The organism is Plasticicumulans acidivorans (assembly GCF_003182095.1).
GTDB classification, from domain to species: Bacteria; Pseudomonadota; Gammaproteobacteria; order Competibacterales; family Competibacteraceae; genus Plasticicumulans; species Plasticicumulans acidivorans.
The window spans coordinates 23,174-43,130 of the sequence record NZ_QGTJ01000014.1 but is presented as its reverse complement, the minus strand read 5'-3'; the positions used below and the strand labels follow the sequence as shown (position 1 = coordinate 43,130).

The 19,957-nt window shown below is 64.7% G+C and carries 16 protein-coding genes; 4 read left to right on the top strand and 12 right to left on the bottom strand.

Going from position 1 to position 19,957, the window contains the following annotated elements; genetic code table 11:
• Both C7443_RS18230 and C7443_RS20210 read left to right on the top strand, forming a co-directional pair.
• The gene (locus tag C7443_RS18230) at positions 1-993 is read left to right on the top strand and encodes a GGDEF domain-containing protein (protein WP_110020272.1); all 993 of its coding nucleotides are present in this window, start codon (positions 1-3) and stop codon (positions 991-993) included.
• Between the two features lie 136 nt (positions 994-1,129).
• Positions 1,130-1,294 carry a hypothetical protein gene (locus C7443_RS20210; RefSeq protein ID WP_170123688.1) on the top strand — a complete coding sequence of 55 codons (165 nt, stop codon included), beginning with the start codon at positions 1,130-1,132 and terminating at the stop codon, positions 1,292-1,294.
• Between the two features lie 9 nt (positions 1,295-1,303).
• Here the strand turns inward: C7443_RS20210 and C7443_RS18225 are convergent, their stop codons facing one another.
• From C7443_RS18225 to C7443_RS18210, 4 genes are all read right to left on the bottom strand, one after another.
• Entirely contained in the window at positions 1,304-1,993 is a 690-nt protein-coding gene (locus tag C7443_RS18225) for a hypothetical protein (protein WP_110020271.1), read from the bottom strand.
• Positions 1,990-2,475 carry a GNAT family N-acetyltransferase gene (locus C7443_RS18220; RefSeq protein ID WP_110020269.1) on the bottom strand — a complete coding sequence of 162 codons (486 nt, stop codon included), beginning with the start codon at positions 2,473-2,475 and terminating at the stop codon, positions 1,990-1,992. Before C7443_RS18220 ends, C7443_RS18225 begins: the two co-directional genes overlap by 4 nt.
• Positions 2,476-2,549: 74 nt before the next feature.
• On the bottom strand, positions 2,550-2,906 hold the full coding sequence (locus C7443_RS18215; RefSeq protein WP_110020267.1) for a YgiW/YdeI family stress tolerance OB fold protein: 357 nt from the start codon (positions 2,904-2,906) through the stop codon (positions 2,550-2,552).
• 199 nt (positions 2,907-3,105) lie between these two features.
• Entirely contained in the window at positions 3,106-4,620 is a 1,515-nt protein-coding gene (locus C7443_RS18210; RefSeq protein WP_110020265.1) for a fumarate hydratase, read from the bottom strand.
• 129 nt (positions 4,621-4,749) lie between these two features.
• On the opposite strand from C7443_RS18210, the gene C7443_RS20205 reads away from it, so the two are divergent.
• The gene (locus tag C7443_RS20205) at positions 4,750-4,887 is read left to right on the top strand and encodes a hypothetical protein (RefSeq protein ID WP_170123687.1); all 138 of its coding nucleotides are present in this window, start codon (positions 4,750-4,752) and stop codon (positions 4,885-4,887) included.
• A 149-nt stretch (positions 4,888-5,036) separates the two neighbouring features.
• Positions 5,037-7,337 carry an NADP-dependent malic enzyme gene (locus C7443_RS18205; RefSeq protein WP_110020263.1) on the top strand — a complete coding sequence of 767 codons (2,301 nt, stop codon included), beginning with the start codon at positions 5,037-5,039 and terminating at the stop codon, positions 7,335-7,337.
• A 117-nt stretch (positions 7,338-7,454) separates the two neighbouring features.
• Here C7443_RS18205 and C7443_RS18200 read toward each other — a convergent pair whose 3' ends face one another.
• The 8 genes from C7443_RS18200 to aroK all read right to left on the bottom strand — a co-directional run bounded on the left by C7443_RS18200 (position 7,455) and on the right by aroK (position 19,945).
• Positions 7,455-8,063: a CBS domain-containing protein gene (locus tag C7443_RS18200; protein ID WP_170123686.1), complete on the bottom strand. Its 609-nt coding sequence runs from the start codon at positions 8,061-8,063 to the stop codon at positions 7,455-7,457.
• Positions 8,064-8,184: 121 nt separating this feature from the next.
• Complete coding sequence (locus C7443_RS18195; protein ID WP_246004713.1) at positions 8,185-8,664, bottom strand: NUDIX domain-containing protein; 480 nt, start codon at positions 8,662-8,664, stop codon at positions 8,185-8,187.
• Between the two features lie 12 nt (positions 8,665-8,676).
• Positions 8,677-9,747: a uroporphyrinogen decarboxylase gene (gene hemE / locus C7443_RS18190; protein WP_110020260.1), complete on the bottom strand. Its 1,071-nt coding sequence runs from the start codon at positions 9,745-9,747 to the stop codon at positions 8,677-8,679.
• A gap of 125 nt (positions 9,748-9,872) precedes the next feature.
• Positions 9,873-11,288, bottom strand: a complete 1,416-nt coding sequence (locus C7443_RS18185; protein WP_110020259.1) for a glutamate synthase subunit beta — start codon at positions 11,286-11,288, stop codon at positions 9,873-9,875.
• Between the two features lie 78 nt (positions 11,289-11,366).
• Positions 11,367-15,830: a glutamate synthase large subunit gene (gene gltB, locus C7443_RS18180; RefSeq protein ID WP_110020258.1), complete on the bottom strand. Its 4,464-nt coding sequence runs from the start codon at positions 15,828-15,830 to the stop codon at positions 11,367-11,369.
• Between the two features lie 199 nt (positions 15,831-16,029).
• Positions 16,030-18,249: an AAA family ATPase gene (locus C7443_RS18175; protein WP_110020256.1), complete on the bottom strand. Its 2,220-nt coding sequence runs from the start codon at positions 18,247-18,249 to the stop codon at positions 16,030-16,032.
• A 14-nt stretch (positions 18,250-18,263) separates the two neighbouring features.
• Positions 18,264-19,343, bottom strand: a complete 1,080-nt coding sequence (aroB, locus tag C7443_RS18170; RefSeq protein WP_110020254.1) for a 3-dehydroquinate synthase — start codon at positions 19,341-19,343, stop codon at positions 18,264-18,266.
• A gap of 89 nt (positions 19,344-19,432) precedes the next feature.
• A complete protein-coding gene (gene aroK / locus C7443_RS18165) occupies positions 19,433-19,945 on the bottom strand; it encodes a shikimate kinase AroK (protein WP_110020252.1) in 513 nt (170 codons plus the stop codon).
• Positions 19,946-19,957: the final 12 nt, after the last annotated feature.

Sequence of the window (19,957 nt, the reverse complement as noted above, 5' to 3'; positions counted from 1 at the left end):
ATGGACGATGTTCCCCATCCTCTTGCCAGCCTGAGGCTTTTCCGTCGAGTGGATGTTGACGCGATCGCCGGCCTGCTCGCGCAGTGCAGCGAGCGCGTCTTGCGCCAGGGCGAGCTGCTGCTCGATCCCGAACGCGCCAATCACGTCCTCTACATCGTGCTCAAGGGTGAGCTGCAGGTGCTGCGCCGGCCGGACAGCCGCATCCCGCTGGCCTGGGTGGGCGCCGGCGAATGCGTCGGCGAGATGTCGTTCATCGAGGCGACACTGCCCTCGGCCTACGTCAATGCCGGTGTCGACAGTCGCTTGCTGGCGGTGCCGCACGAGCTGCTCGAATCCCTGATCTCGGCGCAGCCGCAATTTGCGGTGAACCTGATGCAGGTGCTTTCCGAGCGCATCCGCAGCAACAATCTGGCGCTCGCCAATAGCCTCGAAGCGCAGCAGCGCTACCGCAGCGCCGCCGAGCGCGATGCGCTGACCGGCCTGCACAACCGCCGCTGGATGCAGGAGATCTTCCCGGCGCAGCTCGAAGTCTGCGGGCGCATCGGTCAGCCGGCAGCGCTGTTGCTGATCGACATCGATTACTTCAAGCGGGTCAATGATGGTTACGGCCATGCCGTCGGCGACCAGGCGCTGGTGCATCTGGCGCGGATGTTCACGGAGCGGCTGCGGCCGACCGATCTGTGCGCGCGTTTCGGTGGCGAGGAGTTCATCGTGCTGATGCCGGCCACGGCGCTGTCGGAAGGCTGGGTGGTCGCGGAACGGTTGCGGGTGCGGGTGGCGCGCACGCCACTGGCGGTGTCGTCAGACGAGAACCTGCACCTGACCTTTTCGGGCGGCATCGCCTCCTGGGAGCCGGGCCTCAGCCTGGAGCAGCTGACGATTGCCGCGGACCGCGCGCTGTACCTGGCCAAGCGCGAGGGCCGCAACTGTATCCGCTCCTCGTTCGATGAGCTCTCGGTAGACGGCGCCGAGGCTGAACCGCTGCCGTTCTGAAGTCTCACACACTCACGGTGTTGCCCTCCGTTCGAGCTATGCGACTTCGTATTGCTTCTGTGTCGTTTGCCTGAACAGACAGCTTCGCTGCATACGTTAGGCTGCGGATGCAACCCGCCTTACGGAGAGTGCTGCGATGAACCGCGAGCCTGCTTCCGCCCGTACCGCCGAGCTGACCGAGTCCCTGCAGCGACGCCTGCATGAAGAAGCCCGCCTGGCGCGTTGGCGACGCTGGCTGGAACTGGGCTGGCAGTTGCCGCGCAGTCAACTGATCGGCCCGGTGCTGCCGCGCGAACGTTGAATGAGGCGATCAGCCCGAGGTCGAGACGATCCACTCGATGACATGGTGCTGCCCGGGTGCCAGTGGCCACAGCGCCAGTGTGCCCGCCGATCCGCCGAGCCCGAAGGTGTCGTGATCGCAGACTTCGATGCCGCTGCCGCCCCAGAGCTGTTCGGCCAGTGCCGCCGCGGTGTCGGGCGCCGTGGCGGGCAGTGGGTGCAGCGGTGCCTGCGGCGCTGACAGCACGTCGTGATAGCTCGCCCAGTGGTGGTTGTGCAGCGCCCGTCGCACGCGATGCGCCAACGGCGTCCCAGCGTGGGTGCCGACGTTCTGACCGAGCACGTTGCAGAACAGCAGCGCCGCCTGCGGATGGCGGGCTGCCAGGTGAGCCAGTCCTGCGGGGTGAGTCAGGTAGTCGACGGGTTCGAAATGCAGCGGCGCTGCCGCAAAGCGCCGGCGCAGCAGCCAGCGCGCCAGCGGATCGGGCTCGATGGCGGTGATGTCGTCGAAGCGTGCGAGAAAGCGTGCCGCCAGGGTGTATCCGGCTGAAGGCCCGATCAGCACCAGGGATGTCGTGGGCGGCACCCATTGGCGCAGCCAGTCACAGACCCGGGCGTTGAATGCCGCCCAGGCCGCGCGATAGCGCCAGGCACGCCAGTGGTAAATCAGCCCGCCGGATTCGCTGAGCCAGCGGTCGGTAAGACGTGGTAGCTCAGTCACCGGCCGTTCAGCAGATCCAGTCGCAACGGCCGCATCGCCGAGTGTACAAATCCATGCCGCGTGTAGAAGCGCTGGGCGGCGAGGTTGTCGTCATCGGTGAGCAGGGTGATGCGCGCGCAGCCGGCGTTGCGGGCGCTGTCGATGGCGGCCCGCAGCAGCGCGTCACCGATGCCGCGGCCGCGCGCCTCGGGACGGACGATCAGGTCTTCGAGCAGGGCCACCGGTGCGCCGCAGGCGGTGCTGACGGTGAACAGCAGATTGACCATGCCGAGGTGTTCCTCGCCGGCGCGCGCCACCAGCAGGCAGCCGCGGGCCGGTTCATCGAGGATCAGCTGCAGACCGCGGGCCTGCTTTGCCGTATCCGCAGTGAAATCCGCCTCCTGTGTGAACAGCAGGGCGAGCAGCGCACACATAGCCGGTATGTCGTCTGCGCTGGCGGGCTGAATGCGGCAATCCGTGGAAGGGGCTTGAGCGGTGATCATCGGCGGGCATTCCGTGCGGTGAAGCGATGGGGCGAAGCTAGCATGCTTCGGCGCCACCGGCCGCGGCGAGCGCCTCAGTCGATGATCTCGACTCGATCGACGTCGAGCGTGCGCTTGAACAGGCCGCGCTCGACTTCACCGATCAGTCGCACGCGGGTCTGGGCGTCGATCGTGCGTGCGGGCCACTCGTCGTCATCGATCTCCGCCAGGATCTCGCCGCTGGCATCGCTGAAGGCGTAACGCTCATTGCCGTGGTGGCGCAGGATGTGGCCCTGCAGCACGGCGGGCGTGTCATCGGCGGCGCTCAGTGCTGCCGCCACCGTGGTCACGCGGGTTGCGGTACCCGGTCCGCTGTAGCCGCCGGCGATGGCGGCGTTCGTCATCAGTGCGCAACCCAGCAGAGCGGCGAGCAAGGCGTGTGGGCGAGTCATCGGCGTATCCCTCGTCGTTGATGTACGCCGACAGGTTAAGGACGGGGGCTGAACGGAAACTGAACCCGTCACGATGCGCCGCAAGTGTGTGGCGTATCGCTGCCGCTTCCATCGCTCACGGCGCGTGTGTGGCGTTGACGGGCATGAAAAAGGCGGCCTGTGGGGCCGCCTTTCTAGTTTGCCGCTGTCGGTTCGAGCGTTAGGCGGCGACGACCGGAATCTTGCCGATCTTGGCCTGCCATTCCTTCGGGCCGGTCTGGTGGACGCTGGTGCCCTTGGAATCGACGGCGACGGCGACCGGCATGTCTTTGACCTCGAACTCGTAGATCGCCTCCATGCCGAGATCTTCGAAAGCCAGTACCTTGCTCGCCTTGATCGCCTTGGAGACCAGATACGCCGCGCCGCCGACGGCCATTAGGTAGACAGCCTTGTTGTCCTTGATCGCGTCGATGGCGATCTGGCCGCGCTCGGCCTTGCCGACCATGCCGAGCAGGCCGGTCTGTTCGAGCATCTGCCGGGTGAACTTGTCCATGCGCGTGGCTGTGGTCGGGCCAGCGGGGCCGACGACTTCGTCACGCACCGGATCGACCGGGCCGACGTAGTAGATGAAGCGGCCGCTGAAGTCGACCGGCAGTTTCTCGCCGCGGTTGAGCATGTCGGTCATGCGCTTGTGCGCGGCGTCGCGGCCGGTCAGCAGCTTGCCGCTGAGCAGCAGCACGTCGCCCGGCTGCCAGCTCGCCACTTCTTCGCGGGTGACGGTGTCGAGATTGACGCGCTTGCCCTTGCTAGCGTCGTAGGTGAGCTTCGGCCAGTCGTCCAGCGACGGCGGCGTCAGCACCGCCGGGCCTTCGCCGTGCAGGTGGAAGTGCACGTGACGGGTCGCGGCGCAGTTCGGCACCATCGCGATCGGCAGGTTGGCGGCGTGCGTCGGGTAGTCGAGCACCTTGACGTCGAGCACGGTGGTCAGGCCGCCGAGGCCCTGGGCGCCGATGCCGAGGGCGTTGACCTTCTCGTAGAGTTCGAGGCGCAGTTCCTCGGCGCGATTGCTCGGGCCGCGGGCGATCAGCTCCTGGATGTCGACCGGCGCCATCAGCGATTCCTTGGCCAGCAGCAGCGCCTTTTCCGGCGTGCCGCCGATGCCGATGCCGAGGATGCCCGGCGGGCACCAGCCGGCGCCCATCGTCGGTACGGTCTTCAGCACCCACTCGACCAGGTTGTCGGAGGGATTGAGCATCGCGAACTTCGATTTCGCTTCCGAGCCGCCGCCCTTGGCGGCGCAGATCACCTCGACGCCGTCACCGTCGACGATCTCGTAGTGAATCACCGCCGGGGTGTTGTCCTTGCTGTTGGTGCGCTTGCCGGCCGGGTCGAGCAGCACCGAGGCACGCAGCTTGTTGTCGGGGTCGAGGTAGGCGCGGCGCACCCCCTCGTTGACCATGTCGGTGACGCTCATCTGCGCGTCCCACTTCACGTGCATGCCGACCTTGAGGAAGACCAGCGCGATGCCGGTGTCCTGGCAGAGCGGGCGGTGGCCTTCGGCGCACATGCGCGAGTTGATCAGAATCTGGGCGATGGCGTCCTTCGCGGCCGTGCTCTGTTCGCGCTCGTAGGCGGCACTCAGCGCCTTGATGTAGTCGACCGGATGGTAATAGCTGATGTACTGGAATGCGTCGGCGATGCTCTGGATGAAGTCTTCCTGGCGAATCGTGCTCATCGGACGGTGGCTCCGGCTGGGAAAATCCCTCAGTGGGATAAGCCGGAAAGTTTATCAGGGAGATGGCTGCACGCCTGAGCGCAAATTGACCGGGCCGCTGCCTGCCGGTGGCGAGGCGTGAGCTGCCTCATGGACGATCACTGGCGCTTGCCGGAAGCTGATCATTTCACCAGTTCGTCCCGTGCGGGGGCTGCGTTTTGTCCTGCAAAACGTCTGGCAGCACTGCAGCGCTTGAAACCACTTATTATTACTATTGACACGAACTGAGAGTCTCCCCGCCCGAGCCACCCTCGTGCCCGTGCCAACGGCGAGGGGTGTATTGACCGTTGCCCCTCCAGCACCGTCCTGCCGCTGCGCAGGGCGTGATGCCATTGATCCAAGAACAAGACTCGCCCCGTTTTTTGAGGAAGCATCGAATGTCTGACGACGCCAGAACCGACGATCTCAAGCAGATGGCCCTGCGCTATCACTATTACCCGGTGCCCGGGAAGATCGAGGTTGCACCGACCAAGCCGCTGGCCACGCAACGCGATCTGGCGCTGGCCTATTCCCCGGGTGTGGCCTTCGCCTGCGAGGCGATCGTCGAGGACCCGACGCAGGCGGCGGCCGTCACCGCACGCGGCAATCTGGTGGCGGTGGTCAGCAACGGCACCGCGGTGCTCGGCCTCGGGCCGATTGGGCCGCTGGCGTCCAAGCCGGTGATGGAAGGCAAGGGCGTGCTGTTCAAGAAGTTCGCCGGCATCGACGTCTTCGACATCGAGATCGAAGAGCGTGATCCGGACAAGCTGATCGACATCATCGCCTCGCTGGAGCCAACCTTCGGCGGCATCAACCTCGAAGACATCAAGGCGCCCGAGTGCTTCATCATCGAGAAGAAGCTGCGCGAGCGCATGAAGATCCCGGTGTTCCACGACGACCAGCATGGCACCGCGATCATCACTGCGGCGGCGGTGCTCAACGGCCTGGAAGTGCTCGGCAAGGACATCGGCTCGGTGCGCCTGGTGGTCTCCGGCGCCGGCGCGGCAGCGATCGCCTGCCTCGACCTGCTGGTGCTGCTCGGCATGCAGCGCGGGAACATTCTGGTCTGCGACTCGAAGGGCGTGATCCGCTTCGGCCGTGACGCCAAGCTGGACGAGTCCAAGGCGCGCTACGCCCGCGACACCGAGCTGCGCACGCTGGCCGAAGCCGTGGTCGGCGCCGATATCTTCCTCGGCCTGTCCGGACCCGGTGTGCTGACGCAGGAGATGGTGCGCAGCATGGGGCCGAGCCCGATGATCCTGGCCCTGGCCAACCCGACGCCGGAGATCCTGCCGGAGCTGGCCAAGGCGGTGCGCCCGGATGCGATCATCGCCACCGGCCGTTCGGACTATCCGAATCAGGTCAACAACGTGCTGTGCTTCCCGTACATCTTCCGCGGGGCGCTGGACGTTGGTGCGAGCACGATCAACGAGGAGATGAAGCTCGCCTGCGTGCGTTCGATCGCTGCTCTGGCGCGCCAGGAGCCGACCGAGGAGGTCATCGCCGCCTATGGCGATCAGGCGCTGCGTTTCGGCCCGGATTACCTGATCCCGAAGCCCTTCGATCCGCGGCTGATCCTCGAACTGCCGATCGCGGTGGCGATGGCGGCGATGAGCTCGGGCGTCGCTACCCGTCCGATCGAGGACTTCGCCGCCTACCGCGAAAAGCTCGGTCAGTATGTCTACCGCACCGGCCTGATCATGAAGCCGGTGTTCGACCGCGCCAAAGGGGATCCCAAGCGCATCGTCTATGCCGAGGGCGAGGATGACCGCGTGCTGCGCGCGGTGCAGGCGGTGGTCGATGAGCGCATCGGCAAGCCGCTGCTGCTCGGCCGCCGCGAGCGTATCGAACAGCGCATCGACTCCCTGCAGTTGCATATCCGGCCGGATCGGGATTTCGAGCTGGTCGACTTCCGCGACCACCCGTACTACGACGACTGCTGGAAGGAATACCACCGCCTGCGCGAACGGCGCGGCATGACCATCGAGAATGCCCGCCAGCGCGTGCGCACGCGGCCGACCGTGCTGGCGGCGCTGATGGTACGGCTGGGCTTTGCCGATACGATGATCGCCGGTGTCAGCGGCCGCTACCGCCGCCATCTCGATCATCTGATCGACGTGTTCGGCGTCAAGGAAGACGTCATGACGCCAGCGGCGATGAGCCTGCTGCAGACTTCGCATGGCCCGCTGTTCATCTGCGATACCCATGTCAATGTCGATCCGACTGCCGAGCAGGTGGCGGCAATGACGCAGATGGCGGCCGAGGAGGTCAAACGCTTCGGCATCATGCCGAAGGTCGCGCTGCTGTCGCACTCGAACTTTGGCAACGACGACACCCCCTCGGCGCGCAAGATGGCGCAGGCGCTGCAGATTCTGCGTGAGGAAGCGCCGGATCTCGAAGTCGAAGGCGAGATGCAGGGCGATACCGCGCTGTCAGAGGCGTTACGCAGCCGTCTGTTCCCGAATTCGCGTTTGTCGGGCACGGCCAATCTGCTGATCATGCCCAACCTGGATGCGGCGAATATCACTTACAACCTGATCAAGATGGTGGCCGACGCTGTCGCCATCGGGCCGATGCTGATGGGGCTCAACTATCCGGGGCACGTGATGACCAATGCCGCCACCGTGCGCCGCATCTTCAACGTCAGCGCCAGCGCCGTCGTCGATGCGCAGACTGCCGCCGCGACGCAGAGCGCGTAGCCGCTGACTGGATTTTTTGCCGTGCATGACGCACACAGCAGACAGGGCGCCCCGCAGGCGCCCTGTTTTTTGTTTCGCGCTAAACCGATAAAGGCGCCGGCGAACGTATCGCCGGTGTCAGCCCTGGGGCTGACTCAGTGCCGAACTGATTTCAGCGAAGGTCGTCGGCCGCTCGCTGGGATGAATGTCGAGGCCGAGCTGCTGGCCGATCTGCGAGAGTGAAAAGATGCCGCGGATCGCGTCGACACCGCTGTCGGAGTCGCGGTCCAGCACCAGCGCATGCTGACGCCCGGTTTCCCGCAGTGTGGCGATGATGTCACCGACGCGGGCGCGCATGACGTCTTCCATCAGCAGCACTTCGAGGTTCGGGTGCAGCGTCATCAGGTCGCGGACCACCAGGTCTTCGCGCCGTGAACCGGTTTTCTCCATGATGCGCAGCGGCTTCTCGCCCTGGATGTCACGGCTGGTGATGACACCACGGATCGAGCCGTCGGCTTCGGCGACCAGCAGCAGGCGCACACCCATTTTGATCATGCGTTCGAGTGCGACGCTGAGTGGTGTCTGCAGCGACACCATCTGTGCCGCAACCTGGCGCAGGTCGGTCATCACGTCGACGGCCGGGTTGTCCTGATTGACACGTTCGGGCATGTGCTGGCGTGGGCGGAAGCAGCTTACACCGGTACTCGGCCGGGCGAAGCGCAACGGTCGATACGGGAGTTTGTCCATGGGGATCTCCTCTACGTTCTCGCATTTGGCGGTGCGTACAGGCATAGACCGGGGAGCGCAGGCTGTAAATCTGCGGCGAGGTACTCGTGTGCCCGGTTGCCGGGAGCGGACGAAACGGGCGTCAGTGCGGGTGATGGCCGACGCTGAGGATGCCGTCTGACCAGCGCAGTACCGCACGCACGCGCGGCGTCAGCATGCCCCAGGCTTCCTGGCGCGTGACCCAGCGGTATTCGCTGTGTTCCGGGCGCCCGAGTTCTTCACTGATCGGCAGGTCGACGGCGGCGTTTGCGGCCACCGAGGCGATGTAGTAGCGCGCGACCTTGCAGCCGTGGTTGTACGGCGGCGTTTCGCGATAGACCTCGCCCCAACGGAAGTCGAGCTCGGTCAGTGTGGTTTCCTCGCGGACTTCACGCAGCGCCGTGGCCAGTGGCAGCTCGCCGGACTCGCGCATGCCCTTGGGAAAATCCCAGTAATTGAAGGCGCGCAGCAGCAGATAGAGCCAGCTGCCATCCGCTGCCGGGCGCAGCACGATCACCCCGCAGGAGAGAATGCTGGGTTCACTGGCCGGACGGGCCGGATGCTTGGCTCGGTACTGCGACACGGCGTTCTCCGCTCAGGCGGCGTGATAGGGCCGCGACAGCTCATGGACAGCATTGATCATCGCGCCGGCGTGTTCGGGGTCGATGTGCTGGTGGATGCCATGGCCGAGGTTGAAGACATGGCCGTCGCCGGTTCCGAAATCAGACAGCAGCCGACCGACTTCAGCGCGGATGCGCTCCGGGGAAGCGTAGAGCACGCAGGGGTCGAGGTTACCCTGCAGCGCCACCCGATCGCCCACCCGCCGCCGCGCCTCGCCGATGCCGGTGGTCCAGTCGAGGCCGAGCGCATCGCAGCCGGTATCGGCCATCGCTTCCAGCCATTGGCCGCCGCCTTTGGTGAACAGCACGACCGGAACCCGACGCCCCTGCGCCTCGCGCTGCAGTCCGGCGACGATGCGGGTCATGTAGGCCAGCGAAAACGCGCGGTAGCACTCGGGCGACAGCAGTCCGCCCCAGGTGTCGAACACCATGACCGCCTGTGCACCGGCCGCGATCTGCGCGTTGAGATAGGCGATGACCGCCTGTGTGATGGTGTCGAGCAGCTGGTGCGCGAGGGCCGGCTGCTCATACATCAGGCCCTTGATGCGGGCGAACTCCTTGCTCGATCCACCTTCGACCATGTACGTCGCCAGGGTCCACGGGCTGCCGGAAAAGCCGATCAGCGGTACGCGGCCGTCGAGCTCGCGGCGGATCAGGCGAACGGCATCGACGACATAGCGCAGTTCGTGCTCGGGATCGGGTACGCCGAGCGCGGCGATGTCCGCGGCGCTGCGCAGCGGTTTGGCGAATCGAGGCCCTTCACCTTCGGCGAAAGACAGGCCGAGGCCCATGGCATCGGGAATCGTCAGGATGTCGGAGAACAGGATCGCGGCGTCGAGCGGGTAACGTTCGAGCGGTTGCAGCGTGACTTCACAGGCCAGATCCGGCGCCGTGCACAGCGCCATGAAACTGCCGGCACGTGCGCGGGTGGCACGGTACTCCGGCAGGTAGCGCCCGGCCTGCCGCATCATCCACACCGGAGTTACGTCGACGGGTTCGCGGGCCAGGGCGCGCAGCAAACGATCGTTTTTCAGCGGTGCGTACATGCGGGAACTCGACAGCCGTTCTATGAAAAGACGGCAAGTGTGCCCCGCATCGCGGCAGGATGCCACGATGCGGATCAAACTAAGGCGGCCGCGCGGGCGAGCCGCCTAAGGCGTCGGCATCCGCCTCAGACTTCGAGGAAGTCGAGGATGCCCCGTGCCGCTTCGCGACCTTCGAACACAGCGGTGACCACCAGGTCGGAGCCACGCACCATGTCGCCGCCGGCGAACACTTTCGGATTGCTGCTCTGGAACTGGCAGTCCTCGCCTGCGGCGCGCACAGCGACGCGACCGCGATCGTCGGTGTCGATGCCGAACTCGGCAAACCAGGGCTGCGGATTGGGACGGAAGCCGAAGGCGATCAGCACCCGGTCGGCCGGAATGACTTCTTCGGAGCCGGGGATTACCTCGGGGCTGCGGCGGCCGCGGGCATCGGGGGCACCGAGGCGGGTCGACACCACCTTGACGCCTTCGACCTTGTCACTGCCGACGATCTCGACCGGCTGGCGGTTCCACAGGAACTGCACGCCTTCTTCCTTGGCGTTGGCGACTTCACGCTTGGAGCCCGGCATGTTGGCCTCGTCGCGACGATAGGCGCAGGTGACGCTGACCGCGCCCTGGCGGATCGAGGTGCGGTTGCAGTCCATCGCCGTGTCACCGCCGCCGAGCACGACGACACGCAGGCCCTTCATGTCGATGAAGTCGGCCGGCGCACGCTCGAAACCGAGCAGGCGGTTGACGTTGGAGATCAGGAAGGGCAGGGCGTCATAGACCCCGGGCAGGTCCTCGCCGGGGAAGCCGCCCTTCATGTAGGTGTAAGTGCCCATGCCGAGGAAGACGGCGTCGAACTCATCGAGCAGCTGCTGGAACGGGATGTCCTTGCCGACCTCGACGCCGAGACGGAACTCCACGCCCATGCCTTCCATCAGCTCGCGACGGGTCTGCAGCACGGATTTTTCCAGCTTGAACGGCGGAATGCCGAAGGTCAGCAGGCCGCCGATCTGCAGGTAGCGGTCGAACACCACCGGCGTGACACCGTTGCGCACCAGGATGTCGGCGCAGCCGAGACCGGCCGGACCGGCGCCGATGACGGCGACGCGCTTGCCGGTCGGTTTGACGTCCGCGGTGCTCGGCCGCCAGCCGGCCTTGACTGCTTCGTCGGTGATGTATTTCTCGACCGAGCCGATGGTGACGGCGCCGAAGCCGTCATTGAGCGTGCAGGCGCCTTCACAGAGGCGGTCCTGCGGGCAGACACGGCCGCAGATTTCCGGCAGCGAATTGGTCTTGTGTGACAGCTCGGCCGCTTCGAACAGGTTGCCTTCGTTGATCAGCTGCAACCAGTGCGGAATGTGGTTGTGCACCGGGCACTTCCACGAGCAGTACGGATTGCCGCAGTGCAGACAGCGGCCGGCCTGCGTCGCCGCGAGCGTGGCATCGAACTGACCGTAGATCTCATTGAACTCGCGGCGGCGGATTTCGGCCGGCGTCTTCGCCGGATCCTGGCGGCCGACGTCGAGGAACAGCATGGGCTTGGCTTTGGACATGGCTGGACCGATCTGGAAGCGTGGAGGAAGCAGCGGGGAGCGGTGCGCGGCACGCCCCTGTGGGCGTGCCGCGCGGCCTCAGGCCGCCTGCAGCAAAGTGTCGAGCAGCGTGGCGAGATCCGCGGCCTTGGGCTTGATCAGCCAGAACTTCGCCGCGTAGCGCCGGAAGTCCGCGAGGATCTGCCGGCCCCAGGCGCTGTTGGTTTCGGCGACGAATTCCTCGATCAACTCGCGCAGGTACTGCCGGTGCGGTTCCATCGCTTCGGTGGAGATGCGGTGAATGTCGATCAGCTCATGGTTGTAGCGATCGACGAAGGAGTTGTCTTCATCGAGCACGAAGGCGAAGCCACCGGTCATGCCGGCGCCGAAGTTCACGCCGGTCTGGCCGAGCACGGCAACGACGCCGCCGGTCATGTACTCGCAGCCATGGTCACCGACGCCCTCGACGACTGCCGTCGCACCGGAGTTGCGCACCGCGAAGCGCTCGCCGGCCAGGCCGGCTGCGAACAGCTTGCCGCTGGTCGCGCCGTACAGGCAGGTATTGCCGATGATCGTGGTCTCGTTCTCACGGAACGATGCGCCCTGCGGCGGGTGGATGACCAGCTTGCCGCCAGCCATGCCTTTGCCGACGTAATCGTTGGCGTCGCCCTCAAGAATCATGTGCAGACCGCCGGCGTTCCAGACGCCGAAGCTCTGGCCGGCAGTGCCGGTCAGGTGCAGCGTGATCGGCGCGTCGTTCATGCCCTGATCGCCGTAGCGACGGGCAATCTCGCCGGACAGCCGGGCGCCGATCGAGCGCACCGTGTTGTTGACGGTGTAGCGGTACTCGCCGCCGCTCTTGGCCTCGATGGCCGCCAGCGTGTCACGCACCATCTGCTCGGCGAGCTCACCCTTGTCATATGGCGCATTGTGCGGCTCGATGCAGAAACGCGGCTTGTCGGCCGCCACGCCCCCATCGGAGATGATCGGCGAGAGATCGAGGCCGGCATGTTTGGCGGTGCTGCCGGGCAGGATTTCGAGCAGGTCGGTGCGGCCGATCAGGTCTTCGAAATGCTGGACGCCGAGGCCGGCCATCAGCTCGCGTACTTCCTGCGCGATGAAGCGGAAGTAGTTCATCACCTTTTCGACCGAGCCCTTGTAATGGTGCAGACGCAGCACGTTGTTCTGCGTGGCGACACCGGTGGCGCAGTTGTTCAGGTGGCAGATGCGCAGGTACTTGCAGCCCATTGCGATCATCGGCCCGGTGCCGAAGCCGAAGCTTTCGGCACCGAGGATTGCAGCCTTGATCACGTCGAGGCCCGTCTTCAGGCCGCCGTCGGTCTGCAGCCGCACCTTGTCGCGCAGGTTGTTGCGGCGCAGTGTCTGGTGGGTTTCGGTGAGGCCAAGCTCCCACGGGCTGCCGGCGTACTTGACCGAGGTCAGCGGGCTGGCGCCGGTACCGCCGTCATAGCCGGCGATGGTGATCAGGTCGGCGTAGGCCTTGGCGACGCCGGCGGCGATGGTGCCGACGCCGGCTTCCGCGACCAGCTTGACCGACACCAGCGCCTGCGGATTGACCTGCTTGAGGTCGAAAATCAGCTGGGCGAGGTCTTCGATCGAGTAGATGTCATGGTGCGGCGGCGGCGAGATCAGCGCCACGCCCGGGCGCGAGAAGCGCAGGCGGGCGATGGTCGCGTCGACCTTGTCGCCGGGCAGCTGGCCGCCTTCGCCGGGCTTGGCACCCTGCGCGACCTTGATCTGCAGCACCTCGGCGCTGGTCAGGTAGGCCGGTGTGACGCCGAAGCGGCCGGAGGCGATCTGCTTGATCTTGGAGACCTTGACGGTGTTGTAGCGCGCCGGGTCTTCACCGCCTTCGCCGGAATTCGAGCGGCCGCCGAGTCGGTTCATGGCTTCGGCCAGCGTCTCGTGTGCTTCGGGCGAGAGTGCGCCCAGCGACATGCCGGCCGAGTCGAAGCGCTTGAGGATGCGTTCGAGCGGCTCGACCTGTTCAACCGGAATGGCCTGCGCCCCGCTGGTCTTCAGCTGCAGCAGGTCACGGAAGGTGGTGACCGGGCGGCTGTTGACCGTCTTTGCGTAGGCTTGCCAGAGCGTGTAGTCGCCGGAGCTGACTGCCGCCTGCAGCTGCTGCACCACGTCCGGGTTGTAGGCGTGATATTCGCCGCCGTGCACGTACTTGAGCAGGCCGCCTTGATCACGGGCAGCGCGCTCGCGCCAGGCGCGTTTGGCCAGCGACTTCAACTCGACTTCCAGCGCTGCAAAATCGGCACCCCGGATCCGGCTGGTGGTGCCGGTGAAGCACAGGTCGACGACTTCATCATGCAGGCCGACGATCTCGAACAGCTGCGCACCGCGGTAGCTGTTGATGGTGCTGATGCCCATCTTCGAGATGATCTTGAACAGGCCCTTGTTGATGCCCTTGCGATAGTTCTCGGCGAGCTTGACCGTGTCCTTCGAGGTGATTTCACCGGTGCGCGTCAGGTCATGGACGCACTCGTAGGCCAGATACGGGTAGATCATCGACGCGCCGTTGCCGAGCAGCACGGCAAACTGGTGCGGATCGCGCGCCGTGGCGGTTTCGACGACGATATTGCACTTGCAGCGCAGACCGTCGCGCACCAGGCGCTGGTGCACGGCACCGACGGCGAGAGCGGCATGCACCGGCAGCTTGTCCGGGGCGATGGCCCGGTCGCTCAGGACCAGCATGACCTTGCCGGCATTGACCGCGGCGACGGCTTCGTCGGCAATGCGGCGCACCGCGGTCTGAAGACCTTCGGACTCGGGGAAGTTCAGCTCGATGTGCTGATGTGCATAGCGGCTGTCGCCGAGCGCCAGGATCGTGCGGAACTTGCCTTCCGAGAGCACCGGCGAGGAAATCACCAGCCGCTTCGACAGCAGTTCGTCTTCGACGAACATATTGCCTTCGGCACCCATGCAGCCTTCCAGCGACATGACGATGGCTTCGCGCAGCGGATCGATCGGCGGATTGGTGACCTGGGCGAACTGCTGGCGGAAGTAGTCGTAGATCGAACGGGCACGCTCGGAGAGCACGGCGAACGGCGTGTCGTCGCCCATCGAACCAATGGCTTCCTGACCGCCCTCGGCGAGCGGGCGCAGGACCTGCTCACGCTCCTCGAAGCTGACCTGGAACAGCTTCTCGTAGACCGCGAGTTCCTTGTCGTCGAGCGGGGCGGAGGTCGCCTGATCCTTGTCGTAGATCGACTGCAGGTACTGGGTGTTCTGCGCCAGCCATTGCCGGTAGGGCTTGCGCGACTTGAGCAGGGAGTCGATGTCGGCGGGCAGCATCAGGGCGCCGTTGCTGGTGTCGACGGCGAGCATTTCGCCCGGGCGCACGCGGCCCTTGGCGACGACGTCTTCCGGCTTGTAGTCGTAGACGCCGATTTCGGACGCGATGGTCATGTGCCGGTCGGTGGTGATCACCCAGCGTGCCGGTCGCAGGCCGTTGCGATCCAGCGTGCAGGCGGCGTAGCGGCCATCGGTGAGAACGATACCGGCCGGGCCATCCCACGGCTCCATGTGCATGGAGTTGTATTCGTAGAAGGCGCGCAGGTCCGGGTCCATGTGCTCGACGTTCTGCCAGGCCGGCGGCACCAGCAGACGCATCGCGCGGAAGATGTCCATGCCTCCGGCGAGCAGCACTTCGAGCATATTGTCGAGGGAGCTGGAGTCCGAGCCGGTCATGTTGACCATCGGCCGCAGATCCTGCATCGGCAGCAGGGGCGAGGAGAAGGTGTAGCCGCGCGCCAGCGCCCAGTTGCGGTTGCCCTGGACGGTATTGATCTCGCCGTTGTGGGCGAGGAAGCGGAATGGCTGAGCCAGCTTCCACTGCGGCATCGTGTTGGTCGAAAAGCGCTGGTGGAACACGCAGATCGACGACTCCAGCCGCGGATCTTCGAGATCCTTGTAGAACGTCGGCAGTGCGGCCGGCATCACCAGCCCTTTGTAGCCGAGCACCTGCGAGGATAACGTGACCACGTAGTAGGCCGGGTCGTGCTCCATCAGGCCATAGGCGGTGCGGCGGCGGGCCACGATCAGGTGGCGTTCGAACTGCGCTTCATCCATGCCGTCCGGTGCATTGATGAAGATCTGCTCGAACCGCGGCAGTGTCTTCAGGGCTTCTTCGCCGCAGCAGCCCGGGTTAGTCGGCACCACGCGCCAGCCGGCGACGCTCACGCCTTCCTTTGACAGTTCAGCTTCCAGCAGGGTACGGGCCTGTGCGGCCAGTGTCTCGTCGGTGCTGAGGAACACCAGGCCGACGGCATACAGCGGCGCCAGTTCGAGGCCGGCTTCGGCGGCGACGGCGCGCAGGAAGCCATCGGGCTTCTTCATCAGCAGGCCACAGCCATCACCGGACTTGCCGTCGGCGGCTACGGCTCCGCGATGAGTGAGTCGGGCGAGTGCATTGATCGAAGTCTTGACCAGCCAGTGGCTGGCTTTGTCGTCCATCTGGGCGATCAGGCCGAAACCGCAGTTGTCGCGCTCGAATTCGGGCCGGTACAGGCCTTGGGGGATCATTGCTTGCATCGTCGCTCCGCCCTCGGAGAGAGCCACAGTGATGCGGCCCATGACGGGGCTGGGCCGCTGCTTACGGACTGACAGGCGCAAAGGCACCGTTGGGGGACATTCGCTGGGAATATCCCGACACAGAACCGACATGCGGGCCGTTAACTATAACGCTGCACTGCCGCATGAGTAAACGCAATCTGCCGCGTGGACTTGACTTTCAGGGCGCTTTGCGCTTTTCGCCTGCTGCGCGTAAGGATTTAACGCTGCGGACCCACGGGCCTGCACTGCGCAGCCCCGGCGGCAATGCGGCCAGCGCGGCCTGGGCGCTTTTCATGTCGGAATATGGGCCGGTCACCAAGGCATACCAAGACTTGCCATTGCGGATGATCGGGGCGAGGTGGGCGCCACTCAACTGCTGACTCTGCGCAAAGGTCAGCAATCGGGTTGAATTTTCAGTCGCAGCGATCTGGACCACCCAGGCATTGGCTGCAGCCTCACTGAGCCAGTCGGGCAGCGTGTTTGCACTGGTCGGCGTGTTGGTCGCAGTGGTTTTTGCAGGCAGCGGAGGGGTGGGATGGGCTGGTGCAGTTTCGGTCGGTGTCGTGCTACTGCGAGTCTGGTGTTCGTTATGAGGCGGTGACGGAGGCTGCATCGTGGCGGGTTGAGCCACCGGCTTGGCTGGGCGAGCTGGTTTTTTGGCAGGTGGAGTCTTGTCTTCGGGAGGAGGTGACAGTTTGACCAGGGGCAGAGGGTAAACCTGCTCGAATGGCTCGGTTTCGTCATCGCCCGCCTGCACATTGCTGGTTTCAGATTTCGCCGGCGAGGCTGCGGATGCGGACGCATTCGGGAGGGGCGCGCCGGGCGGCGGAACTTCACCAGACGGTTTCACTTCCGGGGATGCAGTGCTTGCAGTGGCTGAGGTGTTTCCGGCAGCCGGCGGGGTGCTGGGGGGGGTATCGCTGTTGTCCTGAGTGCTACCCGCCTTCGGAGCAGCGCTGGCCGGTGATGTATCAGGCAGCATGGCTGCTTCTGGCGCAGGCATTGTGTCGTTGGGGGTTGGCGAAATGGATGCAGGCTGCGGCGGTGCCACCGCGGAGGTCGTTCCAGTCTGCGTTGCCTCTGCGGTTGCGGCAGGGGGCGTAGGAATTGGCGTCGTGTCGTGATCTGACGTGTTCGCGTTCTGCGTCGGCTCTTCAGTCGCTGGAGCTTGAGTCACTGCTTCCGGTGTGTCTGCGGACTGGGGGAGCAGTGGCTGTGCTGATGTGTCTTGCACGCTGGGCGCTGCGGCCTGCGTTTCCTGTACGGGGGTACTGTCGGGCTTCTGCAGTGTGGGCGCCGTCACATCACCGGTTACTACTGCAGTGGTGTCGGGCTGTTGAGGGGCAGGCTGCGGTTCCGTCGATTGATGGGAGCCGTCCGCCTCCTGCTGCGTTACTTCTTGCCCCTGTTCGCCCGCTGCCGTGGCAGCTGCCTCCGGTGTCGTTTGCGCCGCAGGCTGTGATTGCTCTTCGGGTGACTGCTCGGCGTCTTCAGGCGTCGTTGGCGCGTTGAGCGTCGGGGTCTTCTCTGTCATCGCCGGCGCCTGCTGGCTTTCAAGGGGGAGCGCAGGCGGGCTGCTCTGCGCGATGGCAGGTGCGGTGGTCGTGGATGGGCGGGCCGTGGATGGTTGTTCCTGATCGCGGCTCAACAGGAAATAGCTGCCGCCGGCGGCCAGCAGGACGATTGCTGCGATCGCCGTGATCCTCCGTGTGGCGGAGTGGGCAGTCGAACGGAGGTGCATCGATTCGAGCAATGCGCCGGGCGTGCCATCACAGTGCATGAGGCGGCGCAGTGTGGCCGGATGCTCGATATCTTCACGGATATAACCGCAGTGCAATAGAAAGTCGATGCGCTGTTCGCTATCGAAAGCGGGGAGATCAATGACGTACAACCGCTGTGGCGACAGGTTGGCGCTGACGGCTGTCAGTCGATGCTCGATGTCGGGGATCCCCGCAATGACTGCACTGAGCAAGCCTGATTTGCCGCGATCTGCAGACAGTGCCAGGCGCAGCAACAACGCGAGATCCTGGTCATCGTATCGGTGCGCATCGTCGACCAGTACGACCGGATGAGTGCCGGCGACATGCAGGCTGATCAGGTGCTGGATCAGTGCCCGGCGCAGGTCGCGCTGATCGCCGTCGGTGAGGCCAAAGCCTGCCGCCAGCGTAGGCAGAAGTGGCGCATCCGAGCTGAGTCTCACCACTTTGAGCCAGCCTTGTGCTGACAGGCTGGCATTTAGCTGGTCGAGCAGCGCCGTTTTGCCGGAACCGGGGGCGCCTTTGACCACGCCCAGAAACGCGCTGAGATTGGTGACACGCACCAGCGTATCCACGATCTGCCGTAAGCGTGGCGTGTAGTAGAACCCTGGGGTATCCGCGCAGACATCCTTGTCAGACATGGTGCAGCATCCGTTCAGCAGCAAAAAGCGTCGAGTGTTGCCCGCAGCAGTTCAGTCGGCGTGTCATCACAGATCACGGCGTGGCCGAGCTCCTTCAGCAGGACGAGGTTGATACGTCCATCCTTGGCTTTCTTATCGATGGCCATCAAGCGCAGAAAATCATCCGTGGCGAGTTCTCGCGGCGCTGTGACCGGCAGCCCGGCGCGTTGGAACAGTTTCACTACACGCTCGACATCCTGCGGCTCCAGCCAGTTACGGCGTCGCGAAAGATCAAGTGCCATGACCGTACCTGCGGCTACGGCTTCGCCATGCAGCCACTGGCCGTAGCCGGTCCCGGTTTCGATGGCATGGCCAAAGGTGTGGCCCAGATTCAGCAGTGCCCGCTCGCCACTTTCCCGCTCGTCGCGGCCAACGATTTCTGCTTTGTTGAGGCAGGATCGATAAATGGCATGGGTGAGTGCCGCCGGGTCGCGCGCCTGCAGTGCAGGCAGGTTCTCTTCGATCCAGTCGAGGAAGGGCAGGTCGCGAATCAAACCGTATTTGATGACTTCCGCCAGACCAGCAGCCAGTTCGCGGTCGGGTAGTGTGTTCAGTGTGTCGGTATCAGCGATGACTGCGCGTGGCTGATAGAACGCACCAATCATGTTTTTGCCCGCTGCGTGATTGACGCCCGTCTTGCCGCCTACGGACGAGTCCACCTGGGCGAGAAGAGTCGTCGGTACCTGCAGGAAGTGGACACCGCGTTGATAGCAGGCCGCTGCAAAGCCGCTCATGTCACCGATGACGCCGCCACCGAGCGCGAGCACTGTGCAGCCGCGGTCAAAGCGCGCATCGAGCAGGGCATCGAAAATGCGGTTGAGCACTTCCAGCGTTTTGTACTGCTCCCCGTCCGGAAGGATGACGTGCGCCGTCTGCAAGCCATCGAGGGCCGCGAGCGTGCGTTGCAGATAAAGGGGGGCAATCGTGTCGTTGCTGACGACGAGTACCTGACGTCCGGGAATGTATCGACGCCAGTATTCCCCCTGATCGAGCAGCCCTGCGCCGATCAAAATGGGATAACTGCGGTCAGCCAGTTCGACGGTGAGAGTCTGCATGTCACGCATTCCGGAATCGTATTCGCACAAAGCACAGAAGCGTGGCGAAATGTCTGCAACGACGCAAGGTCATACCCTCATCCGTCATTTTAAGCGCGCGCAAGATGTTCGATGATTTGAGAGACGACTTTGCGCGATTGCCGTGCATCGGTCTGGATGACCAGATCCGCCACTTCACGGTAAAGCGGATCGCGGATTTGCAAAAGCTCGGTCAGCTTCGCACGTGGATTTGGTGTCTGTAGCAACGGGCGATTGCCATCACGCGCGGTGCGCCTGAGCTGTTCGTCGACGGATGTCAGCAGGTAGACGACAAAGCCATTATCGGCCAGTGCGCGACGATTATCGGGGTCCAGGATGGCTCCACCACCTGTCGCAAGCACGATGCCTTCATGTCGACACAGCTCTTCGATGACCTGTTTCTCGCGAGTGCGAAACCCCGCTTCTCCTTCCATTTCAAAGATCAGCGGAATCGTGGCGCCCGTTTGCTGCTCGATTTCCCGGTCGCTGTCGATGAATGGGCGTTGCAGCAGTTGGCCCAGCTGCCGGCCGATCGTGGACTTGCCTGCGCCCATCGGGCCAACGAGAAAGATGTTGCGTTGCATGGGTCGGTATCA